This is a genomic window from Sphingobium sp. YBL2 (genome assembly GCF_000943805.1).
In the GTDB taxonomy this organism is placed as follows: domain Bacteria; phylum Pseudomonadota; class Alphaproteobacteria; order Sphingomonadales; family Sphingomonadaceae; genus Sphingobium; species Sphingobium fuliginis.
Genome location: NZ_CP010954.1, coordinates 2,277,836 through 2,293,989 on the forward strand (window position 1 = coordinate 2,277,836; position 16,154 = coordinate 2,293,989).

General features: G+C 66.3%; 14 protein-coding genes. 7 read left to right on the forward strand and 7 right to left on the reverse strand.

Features of this window, described 5'->3' with window-relative positions:
* Positions 1-17: 17 nt before the first annotated feature.
* The 4 genes from ribD to ribH all read left to right on the forward strand — a co-directional run bounded on the left by ribD (position 18) and on the right by ribH (position 3,472).
* Positions 18-1,007, forward strand: coding sequence for a bifunctional diaminohydroxyphosphoribosylaminopyrimidine deaminase/5-amino-6-(5-phosphoribosylamino)uracil reductase RibD (gene ribD, locus TZ53_RS10350; protein WP_268236559.1), 990 nt, complete (start codon positions 18-20; stop codon positions 1,005-1,007).
* Positions 1,008-1,069: 62 nt separating this feature from the next.
* Entirely contained in the window at positions 1,070-1,684 is a 615-nt protein-coding gene (locus TZ53_RS10355) for a riboflavin synthase (protein WP_044661209.1), read from the forward strand.
* 70 nt (positions 1,685-1,754) lie between these two features.
* A complete protein-coding gene (ribB, locus tag TZ53_RS10360; protein WP_025548279.1) occupies positions 1,755-3,038 on the forward strand; it encodes a 3,4-dihydroxy-2-butanone-4-phosphate synthase in 1,284 nt (427 codons plus the stop codon).
* 11 nt (positions 3,039-3,049) lie between these two features.
* Positions 3,050-3,472, forward strand: a complete 423-nt coding sequence (gene ribH, locus TZ53_RS10365) for a 6,7-dimethyl-8-ribityllumazine synthase (protein ID WP_044661210.1) — start codon at positions 3,050-3,052, stop codon at positions 3,470-3,472.
* Between the two features lie 163 nt (positions 3,473-3,635).
* Here the strand turns inward: ribH and TZ53_RS10370 are convergent, their stop codons facing one another.
* A complete protein-coding gene (locus tag TZ53_RS10370; protein ID WP_025548282.1) occupies positions 3,636-4,718 on the reverse strand; it encodes an alkene reductase in 1,083 nt (360 codons plus the stop codon).
* A 187-nt stretch (positions 4,719-4,905) separates the two neighbouring features.
* Here TZ53_RS10370 and TZ53_RS10375 point away from each other — a divergent pair, with 187 nt between their 5' ends.
* The 3 genes from TZ53_RS10375 (at position 4,906) to feoB (ending at position 7,776) form a co-directional block, all read left to right on the forward strand.
* Positions 4,906-5,571 (forward strand): COQ9 family protein, encoded by a 666-nt coding sequence (locus tag TZ53_RS10375; protein WP_044661211.1) that lies wholly within the window; start codon positions 4,906-4,908, stop codon positions 5,569-5,571.
* 88 nt (positions 5,572-5,659) lie between these two features.
* The gene (locus TZ53_RS10380) at positions 5,660-5,917 is read left to right on the forward strand and encodes a FeoA family protein (RefSeq protein WP_025548285.1); all 258 of its coding nucleotides are present in this window, start codon (positions 5,660-5,662) and stop codon (positions 5,915-5,917) included.
* Positions 5,914-7,776, forward strand: coding sequence for a ferrous iron transporter B (gene feoB / locus TZ53_RS10385; protein ID WP_044661212.1), 1,863 nt, complete (start codon positions 5,914-5,916; stop codon positions 7,774-7,776). Before TZ53_RS10380 ends, feoB begins: the two co-directional genes overlap by 4 nt.
* A 307-nt stretch (positions 7,777-8,083) precedes the next feature.
* Here feoB and TZ53_RS10390 read toward each other — a convergent pair whose 3' ends face one another.
* The 6 genes from TZ53_RS10390 to hisD all read right to left on the reverse strand — a co-directional run bounded on the left by TZ53_RS10390 (position 8,084) and on the right by hisD (position 16,143).
* Positions 8,084-8,764 carry a DUF2490 domain-containing protein gene (locus TZ53_RS10390; RefSeq protein WP_044661213.1) on the reverse strand — a complete coding sequence of 227 codons (681 nt, stop codon included), beginning with the start codon at positions 8,762-8,764 and terminating at the stop codon, positions 8,084-8,086.
* A 157-nt stretch (positions 8,765-8,921) separates the two neighbouring features.
* Positions 8,922-10,844 (reverse strand): alpha/beta hydrolase family protein, encoded by a 1,923-nt coding sequence (locus tag TZ53_RS10395; RefSeq protein ID WP_170825587.1) that lies wholly within the window; start codon positions 10,842-10,844, stop codon positions 8,922-8,924.
* Between the two features lie 106 nt (positions 10,845-10,950).
* Positions 10,951-13,074 carry a sodium-translocating pyrophosphatase gene (locus TZ53_RS10400; protein WP_044661215.1) on the reverse strand — a complete coding sequence of 708 codons (2,124 nt, stop codon included), beginning with the start codon at positions 13,072-13,074 and terminating at the stop codon, positions 10,951-10,953.
* 229 nt (positions 13,075-13,303) lie between these two features.
* Positions 13,304-14,218, reverse strand: a complete 915-nt coding sequence (thiL, locus tag TZ53_RS10405) for a thiamine-phosphate kinase (RefSeq protein WP_044661216.1) — start codon at positions 14,216-14,218, stop codon at positions 13,304-13,306.
* A gap of 123 nt (positions 14,219-14,341) precedes the next feature.
* Entirely contained in the window at positions 14,342-14,788 is a 447-nt protein-coding gene (gene nusB, locus TZ53_RS10410) for a transcription antitermination factor NusB (RefSeq protein ID WP_025548292.1), read from the reverse strand.
* A gap of 65 nt (positions 14,789-14,853) precedes the next feature.
* Positions 14,854-16,143 (reverse strand): histidinol dehydrogenase, encoded by a 1,290-nt coding sequence (hisD, locus tag TZ53_RS10415; RefSeq protein ID WP_044661217.1) that lies wholly within the window; start codon positions 16,141-16,143, stop codon positions 14,854-14,856.
* Between the last annotated feature and the right edge of the window lie 11 nt (positions 16,144-16,154).

Here is a 16,154-nt window from a genome sequence, read left to right on the forward strand (position 1 = left end):
CCCGATCCAAAAGCGTCCTGCCCCCCGCCGATCCCGCTCAGGACCGGCGCTTCATGGCCGCCGCCATTGCGCTTTCCGAACGGGGACGCGGCCTTTCCACGCCCAATCCCAATGTCGGCTGCCTGATCGTGAAGGACGGGCATGTGGTCGGGCGCGGCTGGACGCAAAAGGGCGGCCGCCCCCATGCCGAGGCGCAGGCGCTTGAGGAGGCCATGGACCGCGCCCGCGGCGCCACCGCCTATGTGACGCTGGAGCCCTGTTTCCACCTTTCCCCGCGCGGTCCGCGCTGTGCCGACCTGATGGCGCGGGCAGGCGTCCGCCGCGTCGTCATCGCCCTGCGCGATCCCGATCCGCGCACCGACGGGCAGGGCGCCGCCTGGCTGCGCAAGCGCGGCATCGTGGTCGAAATGGGGCTGATGGCGCAGGAAGCCGCCGCCGCGATGCGCGGTTTCGTGCTGCGCCAGACATTGGGCCGCCCGGCCGTGACGCTCAAGCTGGGCCTGTCGCTCGACGGCCGGATCGCGCTGGCCGATGGGTCCAGCCGCTGGATCACCGGTCCGGACGCCCGTGCCCATGCCCATGTGGAACGGGCACGGCATGACGCCATATTGGTTGGCGGCGGCACGCTGCGCACCGACGCGCCCCGGCTGGATGTGCGCCTGGCCGGCCTGGAGGACCGCTCGCCCCGGCGCGTGCTGCTCAGCCATGGCGACGCGCCTGAGGGGTGGGATAGCATTGCCGCGCCGGAAGACATCGCCGCCCTGCCGCATGTCGACCATCTGCTGGTCGAGGGGGGGGCACAGACCGCCGCCGCCTTCCTGCGCGCCGATCTGGTCGACCGCCTGCTGCTCTATCGCGCGCCGATCCTGATCGGCGCCGGGCTTGCCGGGATGGGTGACATCGGCCTGACCGATCTGGCCGGCGCGCATGGCCGCTGGCGGCTCGACGACGAACGGCGGCTGGGCGATGATCGGCTGGAGGTTTACCTCCGCAGCCGGAACGCCTAGATCACCCCGAAAGCCCCGCCCCTTCCGGGCGCGGCCAACGGAACACAAGCAAGGCGCTCCTCATGTTCACCGGCATCATCACCGACATCGGCACCATCCGCACCCATGAACAGCGCGGCGACCTGCGGCTGGCGATCGGCTGCGCCTATGACATGGAATCGGTCGCCATCGGCGCGTCCATCGCCTGTTCGGGCGCCTGCCTGACGGTGGTGGAGAAGGGCGCCGACTGGTTCGCGGTCGACCTGTCGGCCGAAACCGTCGCTCGCACGGCGCCGGGCCTGTGGGACCAGGGCGGCCGCCTCAACCTGGAACGCGCGCTCAAGGTCGGGGATGAGTTGGGCGGCCATATCGTCACTGGCCATGTCGACGGCATCGGCACTTTGGTGTCCGCCGCGCATGAGGGCGATTCGACCCGCCTTGTCATCGCCGCGCCCGCCGCGCTGGCCCCCGCTCTGGCGGCCAAGGGTTCGATCACCGTCGACGGCATTTCGCTGACCGTCAACACGGTGGAGGATCAGGCGGACGGCTCCGTCCATTTCGGCCTGAACATCATCCCGCACACGGCCGCCGCGACGACGCTGGACAGCCTGACGCGGGGCCGCGCCTTCAATCTGGAGATCGATGTGCTGGCGCGCTATCTCGACCGGATGCAGAGCCTTCGCTCTCGCTCAATGTGATTATTGCTTGCCATAATCACATCTTGATGTGATATGCCGCTCCATCCCGCCGTGGGAAGGAGTCTTCAGCATGTCGTCAGCCCTTATCGATACGGTCCGTTCGCTGGTTACGGAGGGCGGCATGTCGCGATCCGGCCTTGCCCGCGCGGCGGGTCTCCATGCCAATTCCCTGCGCAAGCTGGGCGAGGCGGACTGGAATCCGACGGCGGAAACGCTGGGCAAGCTGGAAAGCTATCTCGCCAAGCGGGAGGGCGGCACCGCGCTCGCCTCTCCCGAGGAGATCATCAATGAGGCCCGCAACGGCCGCATGTTCATCCTGGTCGATGACGAGGACCGGGAAAATGAGGGCGACCTGGTCATTCCCGCGCAGATGGCGACGCCCGACGCGATCAACTTCATGGCCACCCATGGCCGCGGCCTCATCTGCCTGGCGTTGAGCAAGGAGCGGGTCGACCATCTGGGCCTGGGACTGATGAGCCGCAACAACGGCACCCGCCACGAAACCGCCTTCACCGTGTCGATCGAGGCGCGCGAGGGCGTGACCACCGGCATCAGCGCCGCCGACCGCGCCCGCACCATCTCCGTCGCGATCGACGGGTCGAAGGGGCCCGAAGACATCGTGACGCCCGGTCATGTCTTCCCGCTGGTGGCGAAGGATGGCGGCGTGCTGGTCCGCACCGGCCATACCGAGGCGGCGGTGGATGTCGCCCGTCTGGCCGGGCTCAATCCGTCGGGCGTCATCTGCGAGGTGATGAAGGACGACGGCACCATGGCGCGGCTGGACGACCTCATCCCCTTCGCCCAGAAGCACAGGATGAAGATCGGCACGATCCGCGACCTGATCGCCTATCGCCGCCGGCATGACCATATGGTGGAACGCCGCGCCGAAACGGTCTTCAACAGCCAGTGGGGCGGCGACTGGAAGGCGATCAGCTTCTACAACAAGGCGACCCAGACCGAACAGCTCGTGCTGCAGAAGGGCCATGTCTCCCCCGACGAGCCGACGCTGGTCCGCATGCACCAGCTCTCCCTGCTGGACGACGTCTATGGATCGACCGGGCCGCGCAACGGCCTGCTTGCCAAGTCGATGGAGATCATCGCCCGGCAGGGAGCCGGCATCGTCGTCGTCCTCGCCGCCCAGGCGCCGGGCGATTTCATGAGCCGCAGCCTGCGCCATCATGCGGGCCAGCCCGACTCCGGCATGGACGAATTGCGCGACTATGGCGTGGGGGCGCAGATTCTGGCCGAACTGGGCGTTCATGACATGATCCTGCTCAGCAACACGCACCACAGCCTGATCGCGCTTGACGGCTATGACCTGGCCGTGGTTGGGCAACGGTCGATCGAGCTTTAAGGAACCTATCCATGGCAAAATTCCTGATCGTCGAAGCGCGCTTCTACGACCATCTCAACGACCTGCTGATCGAGGGCGCGGTCGCCGCGCTGGAGGATGAGGGGCATAAATATGAGGTGGTGACGGTTCCCGGCGCGCTGGAGATTCCCGGCGCGGTGGCGCTGGCGGCGGAAACCGGGCGCTATGACGGCTTCATCGCCATCGGCGTGGTGATCCGGGGCGAAACCTATCATTTCGAAGTCGTGTCGAACGAAAGCGCGCGCGGCCTGATGGCGCTCAGCATGGACGGCATCCCGATCGGCAACGGCATATTGACGGTCGAGAACGAAGCCCAGGCGCTGACCCGCGCCAGGCGGGACGAGAAGGACAAGGGCGGCGAGGCGGCGAAGGCGGCCATCGCCATGCTGGCGCTGCGGGAGAGATTCAGCGCCTGAGACGCCGGATGAAGGTCTGCAAAGGGGCTGCTGCCGGGCGGCCCCTTTCTTTATGCGGTTCGAGGTTGCGGCGGGCCAAGATGGGAGGCCGAAGTTGGCCGATCCCGCCCGCTTTCCTAAGGCGTGAAGGGGGGTGTCCACTTTTCACCCCCCAGACCTCTATTCAGGCCGCTTCCTCCAGCGCCGGATAGTCGACATAGCCTTCCTCGCCCTGGCTGTAGAAGGTCGCCATGTTCGCGCCATTGAGCGGCGCATTGATCCGCAGGCGCTTGGGCAGGTCCGGATTGGCCAGGAAAGCGCGCCCGAAGCTCACGCCGTCTGCCAGACCGCTGTCCAGATCCCGCTGCGCCCGCTCCAGGTCGTAATCGCTGTTCAGGATCAGCGGCCCGGAAAAATGCCGGCGGATGACCGGCGACTGGCGCGGCACGTCGGTCCGGCCGAAGGACCCGTCCGGCCCCGGCTCCCGAAGTTCCAGGAAGGCGATGCCGATCTGCTGCAGCACGTCCGCGGCCGCCGCGAACAGTGCGGAAGGATTGCTGTCGTCGACGCCCTGCGTCTCGCCATTGGGGGACAGCCGCACCGACACGCGGTCCGCACCGATGGCGTCGGCCACCGCCTGCGTCACCTCCCGCAGCAGGCGCACGCGATTTTCGATCGAACCGCCATAAATATCGTCGCGATGGTTGCTGCCGTCGCGCAGGAACTGGTCGATCAGATAGCCGTTCGCGGCATGGATCTGTACACCGTCGAAGCCGGCCGCGATGGCGTTTTTGGCAGCGCGGACATAATCCGCGATCACGCCCGGAATTTCGTCTATGGCCAAAGGCCGCGCCTGTTCATAGGGCTTCTTGCCCTCATAGGTGTGCGCGTCGCCCGGTCCCGCGGTGGCGCTGGCCGAGACGGGCTGCTCGCCGGTCACGCTGCTGTGCACCACGCGCCCCATATGCCAGAGTTGCGCGACGATCCGGCCGCCTGCCTCATGCACGGCCTCCGTCACCGGCCGCCAGGCCTCAACCTGCTCTTCCGACCACAGCCCCGGCGCGAAGGGCCATCCCAGCCCCTGCCGCGAAATGCCCGTCGCCTCGCTGATGATGAGGCCCGCCGAAGCGCGCTGGCGATAATAGTCCGCCATGATCGGCGTCGGCACATGGTCGCGTGTCGCGCGGCCGCGCGTGAGCGGCGCCATCAGCACGCGATTGGGGGCATGGATCGCCCCGAGTTGTACCGGTTCGAACAGATTCGCCATGAAATACTCCCTTTTCAAAGTTGCAGATTGCAACGGGACTTGCCTGCCAAAGCCAGCTAGGATGCCTGGCGAGCCGCTTCAAGACCCTGGCCGCCGCCATGCCGCCAAGTTTTGCTTTCCCCGCCTTCATCTCGGCTAATGCGTCCGCGCGCTTGTACGCCTGCGCGGCGGGGCGTAATAACGGGCCATGACCCCGACGCATCAAGACATGACGCTCGACGAAATGCGGGCCGCGCTCGCCCCGATCCTGCCCCGCCATGCCGCCTTCGACGGCTGGCGCCGGGAAGCGGTGGCCATGGCGGCGGAGCAGTGCGGCATCGATGCCGACATCGCCGCGCTGGCCTTTCCAGGGGGCGCGATGGACATGATCGATGCCTGGTTCGAAAGCATCGATGCGCGGATGCTGGAGGCGCTGCCGGCTGAGAAGCTGGCGGCCCTGTCGATCCGCCAGCGCATAACGCGGCTGGTGGAAAGCCGCCTGACCCTGCTCGCGCGCGACCGGGAAGCGCTGCGCCGGGCGCAGGCGGTCATGGCCATGCCCCGCAACGCGGCCCGCGCCGCCAAACTCGGCTGGCGCGCGGCGGACGTGATGTGGCGCGCCGCGGGCGACGAGTCGACGGACCTCAATCACTACAGCAAGCGCCTGACGCTGGCGGGGGTTTATGCCGCGACCCTGCTGGTCTTCGTCGATGATGAGAGCGATGACTGGGCGGAAACCCGCGCTTTCCTGGCGCGGCGGATCGAAGGCGTGATGCGCTTCGAGCGCGCCAAGGCCCAGTGGAAGGGCATTGGCGGCGGCGAACGGCTGAGCTTCGCCCGCTTCATCGGGCGGCTGCGCTACCCGGCCATATAATCTGCCGCGCCGCCGCACCGATTCGCGCTGGCCTTTTCCAATCGGTATTGATAGTCACTCGCAGAAGTAAATGACGAGTGCCTTACCCTTGCGCCTGACCGACCTGCCGCTGCGCCAACCCGCTTATGTGGACCTGATCGACTGGAACGCGCTGTCCGCGTCCGACGGGCAAAGGCTGCGTGAATTCGGCCTGTGCGAGGGCGCGAGCGTGGAAGCGCTGCACCATGGCGGGTTGCTGGGCCGCGGGCCCATCGCCTGCAAGGTCGGCCGCATGACCATCGCCATGCGCCGCAACCATGCCGCCGCCATCACGGTCCGCACCGGCCCCTCGGACAGCGATCTGTGACGAACCTGCCGCTGATCGCGCTGGTCGGCAATCCCAATGCCGGCAAGAGCGCCCTGTTCAACGCCCTGACCGGGGCGCGGCAGAAGCTGGGCAATTATCCCGGCGTCACCGTGGAGCGCAAGGCGGGCCGCTTTTCCCTGTCGGACGGCCGCCCGATCGAACTGGTCGACCTGCCCGGCACCTACAGCCTCAACCCCACCAGTCCCGACGAACAGGTGACGCGCGACGTCATATTGGGCAGGCAGGCGGGCGAGCGCCTGCCTGACGCGCTGGTCGTGGTGGTCGACGCGTCCAATCTCGACAATCACCTCCGCTTCGCGCTGGAACTGATCGCGCTTGGTCTGCCGACCATCGTGGCGCTCAACATGGTCGATCTCGCCACCCGCGACGGGCTGGAACTGGACGCCCATATCCTCTCCCGTGAACTGGGCGTGCCGGTGATCTCCACCGTGGCGGTGCGCAAGCGCGGCCTGGATCATCTGCGCGGGGAGCTGGAATCGATGCTCGACGGCAGCGCAGGCAAGGTCCGCGCTTCAGCCGAACAGCGCGATTTCGAAGGGCTGCGCCGGGAAGCGCGCCGGATTGCCCGCGCGGCCATCGTGCGCGAAACCCCCTCCCGCCGGCTGACCGCGGCTGTCGACCGGGTGGCGCTGCATCCCGTGGCGGGGCTGATCCTGCTGCTCGCGCTGCTCTTCATCATGTTCCAGGCGGTCTATGCCTGGTCCGCAGCGCCGATCGCCATGATCGAGGGCTTTGTCGCCAGCGCCAGCGACGCCGTGACAGCCGCGCTGCCCGATGGGCTGCTGCGTTCCTTCCTGGTCGACGGGGTGCTGAACGGCGTTGGATCGGTCATCGTGTTCCTGCCGCAGATCCTGATCCTCTTCTTCTTCATCCTGATGCTGGAGGCGACCGGCTATATGGTCCGCGCCGCCTTCCTGATGGACGGGCTGATGGCCAAGGTGGGGCTGTCTGGGCGGGCCTTCATCCCGCTGCTCTCCTCCTTCGCCTGCGCGGTGCCGGGAATCATGGCGACCCGCACCATCGCGGACCCGAAGGACCGGCTGACCACCATATTGATCGCGCCGCTGATGACCTGTTCGGCGCGCCTGCCGGTCTATGCGGTGATCATCGGCGCCTTCATCCCGGCCCGAACGGTGGCGCTCGGCATTGGCTTGCAGGGGCTGGTACTGTTCTGCCTCTACATTTCCGGCATCGTCGGCGCGATGCTGGCCGCGCTGGTGCTGCGCCGCACCGTCACCAAGGGCGCGAGCGGCGGCTTCCTGATGGAGATGCCCAAATATCAATGGCCGCGCCCACAGGACATATTGCTTGGCCTTTGGCAGCGCGCGGTGATCTTCCTCAAGCGCGCGGGCACGATCATCTTCACCTCGACGGTGATCCTCTGGGTGCTGCTGAGCTTTCCCAAGGCGCCGGAAGATAGCGGCATCAGCCAGGTCAACTATTCGGTCGCGGGACGTGTCGCCAACGGGCTCAACCTAGTACTCGCGCCGATCGGCTTCAACCGCGACATCTCGCTCGCGCTGATCCCGGCCATGGCGGCGCGCGAAGTGGCCGTGTCCGCGCTCGCCACCGTCTATTCGCTGGACGCCGACGAGGATGAAGCGAAGCTGGAACGCAGCCTGGGCGACCGGCTGAAGGACAATTGGCCGCTGCCGACCGCACTCGCCTTCCTCGCCTGGTTCGTCTTCGCGCCCCAGTGCATCTCCACCATCGCGGTGACGCGGCGCGAGACCAACGGCTGGAAATGGCCGCTGTTCATGATCGGCTATCTGTTCATCCTGGCCTATGTCGCGGCGGGCCTTACCTACTGGACGGCGACGGCGCTCGGCCTAGGGTAGAGCGCGCAGGTTGATATTGGGTGGAAAGTGGATGCTAAGCCCCACTCTCCCCTGAAGGCGAGGGGAAGTGCGAACGTACATAACTGGCCATTTGCTACGGTCAAATGCACCGTGTTCCTGAGAAGTCAGTGGCCGGATTCCGATGGGGTAAGGCACGAAGGGAGGGTCTTATTGGGGACAATATTGAGCCATTTGAGCCACGATGGCGACGAGGGAGAATGTCCGAGACTATGGTGCGGTCCTCAACCCTCGGCTTTTCCGGCTTTCCGCGCGGAGATGCGGTTCGATCGCACCCCCGCGCCGCAGATCAGAAGGAGAAGTTCAGCGAGAAGGACGCGACATTGTCATTGCTGTCGTCAGCGTCCGGGCGGAAGCCGTGCTGGTGCAGATAGCCGATCTCCGCATTCACATTCTTCGCCACGGGGGTGGTGATGGCGATCAGGTTGCGCATCCGCTCCTCCCCCTGCACCCGCTGGAAATTGGTGGTGTTGAAGTCGATGAAGCTCTCATGGCTGAGGAGCAGCGCGGTCTTGCCGCCTTCCCTGAACGGCAGCACATATTTGACATAGGGACGCAGCCGCCAGGCGGTGCCGTCGATCCCCTCGCGCCAGCGCTCCTCCAGCCGGAGGCGCGCGCTGAGCTGGCCGGGCCCGATCTTCACGATATTGTCGAAGGTGACCTGCTGCCGCCCGCGATGCTCCATCACGGAAAAATGGCCGGCGTCATATTGCGGGTCATGGGTATAGCCCGCCCAGACCGTCACCTTCTTGCCGATCCTGTAGCCGACCAGCGAATTCATCTCGACCTCGTACAGCCCGTCGCGATCGTTGCTGAACCGGGCGACGACCTCTTGCGAAAAGCGCCAATGATCGCTCAGCTTCACCGTCGCGTTCGCTGTGGTCCAGAGCTGTTCGTCCTCGCTGGCATGCGCCACGGCCGGGACGGCCAGCAGGGCAAGCGCGGGCAGCAGCTTGTGGGTCAGTCGCATGAAGTCAATCTCCCCTCGCCATCGTGGCGGACGCGGGCGAACTATGACCGATGCGTTACATTCATGTGACTATCTCATTTCTAATTTATGACAATCTCGCCCGACGCCGAACCGTTCGACCCGCTATAGCGCGCGGTTCGGCGTCGCAGGCCCGGTTTCAGGCCGGATTATGGTCCTTCAAAAAGACGTCGAGCCGTTGGAGGAATTCCAGCCGATCGGCCTGGCGGGAAAAGAAATGGTCGGCCAAAGGCTGTTCGACATAGATATAGTCGCGTCCGGCGACCTTGCCCGCCGCCTTCAGCTTCTCCGCCATTTCGCGCGACTGGTTCACCTGCACCCGCCGGTCCTTCCTGCCATGCATCAGCAGGATCGGCGTTGAGAATTGCGCGGCGAAATTGATCGGAGAAACGGCGGCGAAATCGGGCGCCTGCTCCTTCATCCAGTCCTTGCGCGAACCATGATTGAGGAAGCGGCGGTCATAGCGCATCATGGCCGAGAGGTCCGACACGCCGGCATAGGAGACCGCGCAGCGATAGCGCGCGCCGTCGCGCTGTGCGCCGCGCATCGCCGCATAGCCGCCATAGGAGGCGCCGACGATGCAGACGCGCTTCGCATCGGCAATCCCTTCCTTCACCGCCCAGTCGACCGCGTCGTTGAGGTCGTCCTGCATGGCAAGGCCCCACTGCCCCTCGCCCTTGTCCGCAAAGGCGGTGCCATAGCCGGAGGAGCCGCGATAATTGGGCTGCAGCACCGCATAGCCGCGATAGGCCAGGAACTGCACCCACCAGTCCCATTCCTCGCTGTCCCGTGCGAAGGGGCCGCCATGCGGCATCAGGATCAACGGCAGACCCTTGGGGTCCTTGCCCGCCGGCACGGTCAGCACCGCCGCGATCTCCAGCCCGTCGCGCGCCTTGTAACGGATCGTCCTGACCGGGGAGAGATGGACGCCGGGCCCGAAATTTTCGCTGATCTTCGACAGGATGCTCATCGCGCCGGCGGCGGTGTCGTAATAATAATAGGTGCCCGGCTGGTCCGCGCTGCCGACGTGAACGATCATGCGCTGATGATCCCGGCTGGTGGACACGATCCGGGCGCGGCGATGGGCGCCCACCGCCTTGTCGATGTCGGCCTGGATCTTCGCCAACCCCTCGTCGAACCAGTGCACCCCCGGTCCTTCGGCGGTATAGCGCACCCCGGCGAGGCCGGTGCCGGCGGTGTCGCGTTCGATCCCGTCTATGTCGAAGCCGGGCGCGGCGAAAATCTTCTTGCCCAGTTCCAGCCTTGTCAGGTCATATTCGTACAGCGCGTCAGTACCCTCATGATCATCGCTGGCAATCGCCTTGCCCGGATCGGCCGTGAACAGCAGCGGCACGACCATGGATTCGTCGCGGCGGCGATTCGCCCGGTCGATCGTGCGGAAACCGGACCGGCCGTCGACGCGATAGAGCAGCTTCGACATGCGCGTGGCATCGTCATAGCCCACACCCATGCGCACCGTGCCGGTCGCATCGGCATACCAGGACATGACATTCTGGCGCGACTGCACCACCGGGCGCATCTTGCCGGTGGCGACATCCACCTCGTCCACCTGCGGCCAGAAGCCGAGTTCACTGCCGAAGATGGACGATTGATAGGCGAGCAGGATGCGCGGCGTGCCATCGCGGGCGACCCAGATGACGTCATCGCCATTCTGCGCCGCCACATTCTTGGCCAGCAGGTTGATCTTCGACCCGTCGCGCTTGATGCTGACGACGCGGCTGATCGACCAGGGCATGCCCTGGACGTTGGTTTCGCTGCCTATGCCCGCGATCAGCCAGTCGTCATTGACCCAACGCCACCAGTTGAGATCGTTTTCCCCCAGTTGCAGGGTGCGGATACGGTTGGGCTCTTCGATGATGGAGGCGATCATCAGCAGCAGTTCGCCATTGCGCGACACCCTGGCGGCGAGGCGCATCCCATCGGGCGAGAGTTGCGGTTCCACCATCATCGGCAGTTCGGCAAAGGCCTCGATCGGCCATTCCTTGCGCGGTACAGGCGCCATTTGCGCACTGGCCGACACGCAAAGCTGCGCGAGCGCCATGCCCGCGACGACAGAAAGCCCCCTCAATCTTACCCCCATAATATAATGGCCCCGCCTTTCTATAGGGCGGAGCCATTTTCCTGTCTTTCCCTTTTTTAACGGGGCATTACGCGCCGTGCGCCAGGGCGGCCAGCAGCAGCAGGGCGACGATGTTGGTGATCTTGATCATCGGATTGACCGCGGGGCCAGCCGTGTCCTTGTAGGGATCGCCCACCGTATCGCCGGTCACGGCCGCCTTATGGGCTTCGCTGCCCTTGCCGCCATGATGGCCGTCCTCGATATATTTCTTGGCATTGTCCCAGGCCCCGCCGCCGGAGGTCATGGACAGCGCGACGAACAGGCCGGAGACGATGACGCCCAGCAGCAACGCGCCCAGGGCCGCAAAGCCGTTGGGCGTGCCAGCCACCGCGGAGATCGCGAAATAGACGAAAATCGGCGCCAGCACCGGCAGCAGGCTGGGGACGATCATCTCCTTGATCGCGGCGCGGGTGACGAGGTCCACCGTACGGGCATAATCGGGACGCGAGGTGCCCTCCATGATCCCCTTGTTGGTGGCGAACTGGTCGCGCACGTCCTTGACCACGTCGCCCGCCGCGCGGCCCACCGCCGTCATGCCCATCGCGCCGAACAGATAGGGCAGCAGCGCGCCCAGCAGCAGGCCGACGATGACATAGGGGTTGGAGAGGCTGAAATCGACCGGCTCGGTCAGGCCGAGAGCCGAGTTGTAGAATTTCAGATCCTCCGTATAGGCGCCGAACAGCACCAGCGCGGCCAGGCCCGCCGATCCGATGGCATAGCCCTTCGTCACCGCCTTCGTGGTGTTGCCCACGGCGTCGAGCGCATCGGTCTTGACCCGCACGCTGTCGTCGAGATGCGACATTTCCGCGATGCCGCCCGCATTGTCGGTGACGGGGCCATAGGCATCCAGCGCCACCACCATCCCGGCAAGCGCCAGCATCGCGGTCGCGGCGAAGGCGATGCCGATCAGGCCCGCAAGCTGATAGGCGACGATGATGCCCACGACGATCACCAGCGTCGGCAGGGCCGTCGCCTCCAGACTGACGGCCAGCCCCTGGATGACGTTGGTGCCATGGCCGGTTTCCGACGCGCGGGCGATGCTGCGCACCGGACGGTAGTTGGTGCCGGTATAATATTCGGTGATCCAGACGATCAGGCCCGTGACCGCGAGGCCGACCATCATCGCCCAGAACAGCGCCATGCCGGTATACCCCCCCGCGCCGTCCAGATCGGTACCGAAACGGGCGTTGAGGTCGCCCAGCGCGAACTGCGTCACGGCATAGAGCGCCGGGATGGACAGGATCGCGGTGGTCCAGAACCCCTTGTAGAGCGCGCCCATGATCGACTGGCTCGCGCCCAGCCGCACCATATAGGTGCCGATGATCGAGGTGATGATGCATACCCCGCCGACGATCAGCGGCAATGACATCAGGCGCATCAGGAAGGCGTTGTCGACGCCCGTCACCAGCAGCGCGGTCAGCACCATGGTCGCGCCGACCGTCACCACATAGGTTTCGAACAGGTCGGCCGCCATGCCCGCGCAGTCGCCGACATTGTCGCCGACATTGTCCGCGATGACGGCGGGGTTGCGGGGATCGTCCTCCGGAATGCCCGCTTCCACCTTGCCGACCAGGTCCGCGCCGACATCGGCCGCCTTGGTGAAGATGCCGCCGCCAAGCCGCGCGAAGATGGAGATGAGGCTGGCGCCGAAGGCCAGCGCGACGAGGGAGTCGATCACGATCCGGTCGTCGGGCGCATGGCCCGCGGGTCCGGTCAGATACCAGAAGAAGACGCTGATCGCGAGCAGGGCCAGACCCGCCACCAGCATGCCGGTGATCGCGCCCGCCCGGAAGGCGACGGTCAACCCGCTTTGCAGCGTGCCGCGCGCGGCCTCCGCCGTGCGGACATTGGCGCGGACCGAGATGTTCATGCCGATGAAGCCCGCCGCCCCCGACAGGATCGCGCCGATCAGGAAGCCGACCGCCGATGTCACGCCAAGGAAGAAGAAGACCAGCGCCGCGACGACGACGCCGACCATGGCGATGGTCGTATATTGGCGGCCGAGATAGGCCTTCGCCCCCTCCTGAATCGCGCCCGCAATCTGTTGCATGGTTTCATTGCCGGCGGACGCCGCCAGCACCTGTCGACTGGTGATGAGGCCGTAGAGCACGGCCAGCAGGCCGCACCCTATGGCAATCGTGACAATCTGCATGGATGTTCCTCTCCCCCTGTTATGCCTGTCATCGGCCGCTCCGCAGGGAATGACGGGCGGGCGAAGGGCGTAAGGGCGGGCGGCCGGAACATGCGCTTCCGGCGTCGGGCACCGCGTCAATCAGCATCGTAGCTCACGCACATCATGCGGTCCTACCGGGCTGAGAAAGGTCGGGGGTGAAGCTACAGGGCGGACGGCGCGCGTCAACCCGTTACGATATTAAGGCAAATCAGCCATGTTCCCAGCCGAGCCGGTCCGGCAGCGGGATCGCCACGCCGTCTATCGTCAGCGTCAGTCCCCCGCCCTTGGCGAGGCGGCCGACGGGTATGGCGCGCACGGGCGGCTTCACCGCGGCGGGAAGGGCGAAGAGCAGTTCATAATCGTCCCCCGCCCGAGCCGCAGCGATCTGAACGGCGTTGCTGGCCCCGCGCGTCGCCTCCAGCGCGGGGGAGAGCGGGATATGGTCGATGGTGACGGCAAGGCCGCTCGCCTCCGCCATGCGGGCGGCGTCGATCAGCAGGCCGTCGGACACGTCCATCATCGCATGGACATGGCGGGCGAGCAGCGCGCCCTCCGCCAGACGCGGACGCGGGCGGCGATAGGCCTCCACCAGCGGCCCCGAAGCGCCGGGCATGTTCCTGAGCAGGTCGAGGCCCACGCCCGCATCCCCGACAGGACCGGTCAGATAGAGCCGGTCGCCGGCCTTCGCGCCGCTCCGCGCCGGGATCGGGCCGGTCGCTTCGCCCAGCGCGGTCAGGCTGTAGCTGCGCGGGGCGCCCCGGGGCATCTGCACCGTGTCGCCGCCCAGCAAGGGCATGGCATGGCGGCCAAGCGCCTCGCCCAATCCTTCAAGGAAAGCCGCGTCCCAGGCGTCGTCGCCGGACAGCGCATAGTTGAGCAGGCAGCCGACCGGCTTCGCGCCCTTGGCAGCGAGGTCGGACAGGTTCACGGCGGCCAGTTTCCAGCCGATATCCGCGGGCGGATCGGCCGGCAGATAATGCACCCCCTCCACCATCGTATCGCTGGTGAGGATCAGGCGGGCGCTGCCGATTTCGAGGACCGCCACATCGTCCCGCAAGCCCCGGGCGGCGGGATCGTTCGCCAGCAGGCGGAGAAGGGTCAGGAAACGGGATTCAGCGGACATTGAAATGAAATCCGTTCACCCTGAGCTTGTCGAGCCGAAGGCCGGCGAAGCCAACGGCTTTTTCTCCTTTTTAAGGAAGTGAGGGGCTTCGACAAGCTCAGCCCGAACGGATATTTTCTGTTCCTATTTCCGCACGTCCTTGGCCACGGCGTCCAGCAGCCCGTTCACGAAACCCGCCTCGCGCTTGTCGTAGAAGGCATGGGCGACGTCGACATATTCGCTGATCACCGTGCCGGTCGCCACATCCTTGCGGGCGAGCAGTTCATAGGTGCCGGCGCGCAGGATCTGCCGCATCGGCTTGTCGAGCCGCTCCAGGCTCCAGCCCTTGGAGAGCCGCGCCACGATCAGCCCGTCAATCTCCTCGCGCCGCCGGTCCACGCCCTGCACGACATCGTCGAAGAAGCTTTCCTCCGCCTGCGCATAGGTGACATCCTCTATAGTCGCGCCCAGGCGGTGCTGGTGGAATTCATGCAGCAACAGGTGGAGCGGCGTGCCCTCCATCTCAAGCTGGTAGAGCGCCTGCACCGCGGCGAGGCGCGCGGCGGAGCGGGATTTGGAGCGGTCGTTCATAGTCTTTCCATAACCGTTCGGGCTGAGCCTGTCGAAGCCCTTTGCCGAACGCAGTGAAGGGGAAATTATTTCAAACGCAGCGCCACCGAAGCCGCATGGGCCGGAAGCCCCTCCGCCTCCGCCAGCGCGAAGGCGGCGGGGCCGATGGCGTCGATGCTGCTCTGGTTGAGGCTGAGGAAGCTGGTGCGCTTCATGAAATCCAGCACCGAAAGGCCGGAGGAGAATCGCGCCCGGCGGCCGGTCGGCAGCACATGGTTCGGCCCGGCGACATAATCGCCCACCGCTTCCGGCGTCATCCGGCCCAGGAAGACGGAACCGGCATGGCGCACCTGCTTGAAGAGCGCGTCGGGATCGTCGACCGCCAGTTCCAGATGCTCGGCGGCGAGGCGGTCGACCAGCGGCATGGCTTCCTCGAAGTCGCGCACGACGATGATCGCGCCATTGGCGTTCCAGCTCGCGGTCGCGACCGCCTGCGTGGCGAGCAGGGGCAGGCGCCGCTCCACCGCCGCCGCCACCGCATCGGCAAAGGCCGCGTCGTCGGTGAACAGGATCGACTGGCTGGTCGGGTCATGCTCCGACTGGCTGAGCAGGTCGGCGGCGATCCAGTCGGGATTGTTCTTGCCGTCGGCCACCACGACGATCTCCGACGGACCCGCGACCATGTCGATGCCGACCACGCCGTAAAGCTGGCGCTTCGCCTCCGCCACCCAGGCGTTGCCGGGGCCGGTGATGACGTCGACCGGCCTGATCCGGTCCGTGCCATAGGCCAGCGCCGCCACCGCCTGCGCCCCACCGACGCGCCAGATCTCCTCGATCCCGGCGATGGCGGCCGCGGCCAGCACCAGCGGGTTGATCTCGCCATGGGGGGTGGGCGTGACCATGGCGATGCGCTCGACGCCCGCGACCCTGGCGGGGATGACGTTCATCAGCAGCGAACTGGGATAGGCTGCCCGCCCGCCCGGCACGTACAGTCCAGCCGCATCCACCGCATTCCAGCGCGCGCCGAGACGGACGCCCGCCGCGTCCACGCTGTCGCTGTCCTGCGGCTTCTGCTTTTCATGATAGGCCGCGATGCGCGCCGCCGCGAGTTCCAGCGCGTCGCGCAATTCGGTCGAAAGACCGTCCAGCGCCTTGCGGCATTCGGCGGGTTCGACCGCCCAGCCGCTGACGTTCAAATCATGCCGATCGAAACGGCTGGTATAGTCGGCCAGCGCCGTATCGCCCTGGGCGCGCACGCGCTTCAGGATCGCGGTGACGTCGCGCGACACATCCTCATCGGCCTCGCGCCGGGCATCGACCAGGGCGGCGAAGGCGGCTGCGAAATCGCTGTCGGCGGTGGAAAGGCGGAAGTTCATAGGCCCCAACC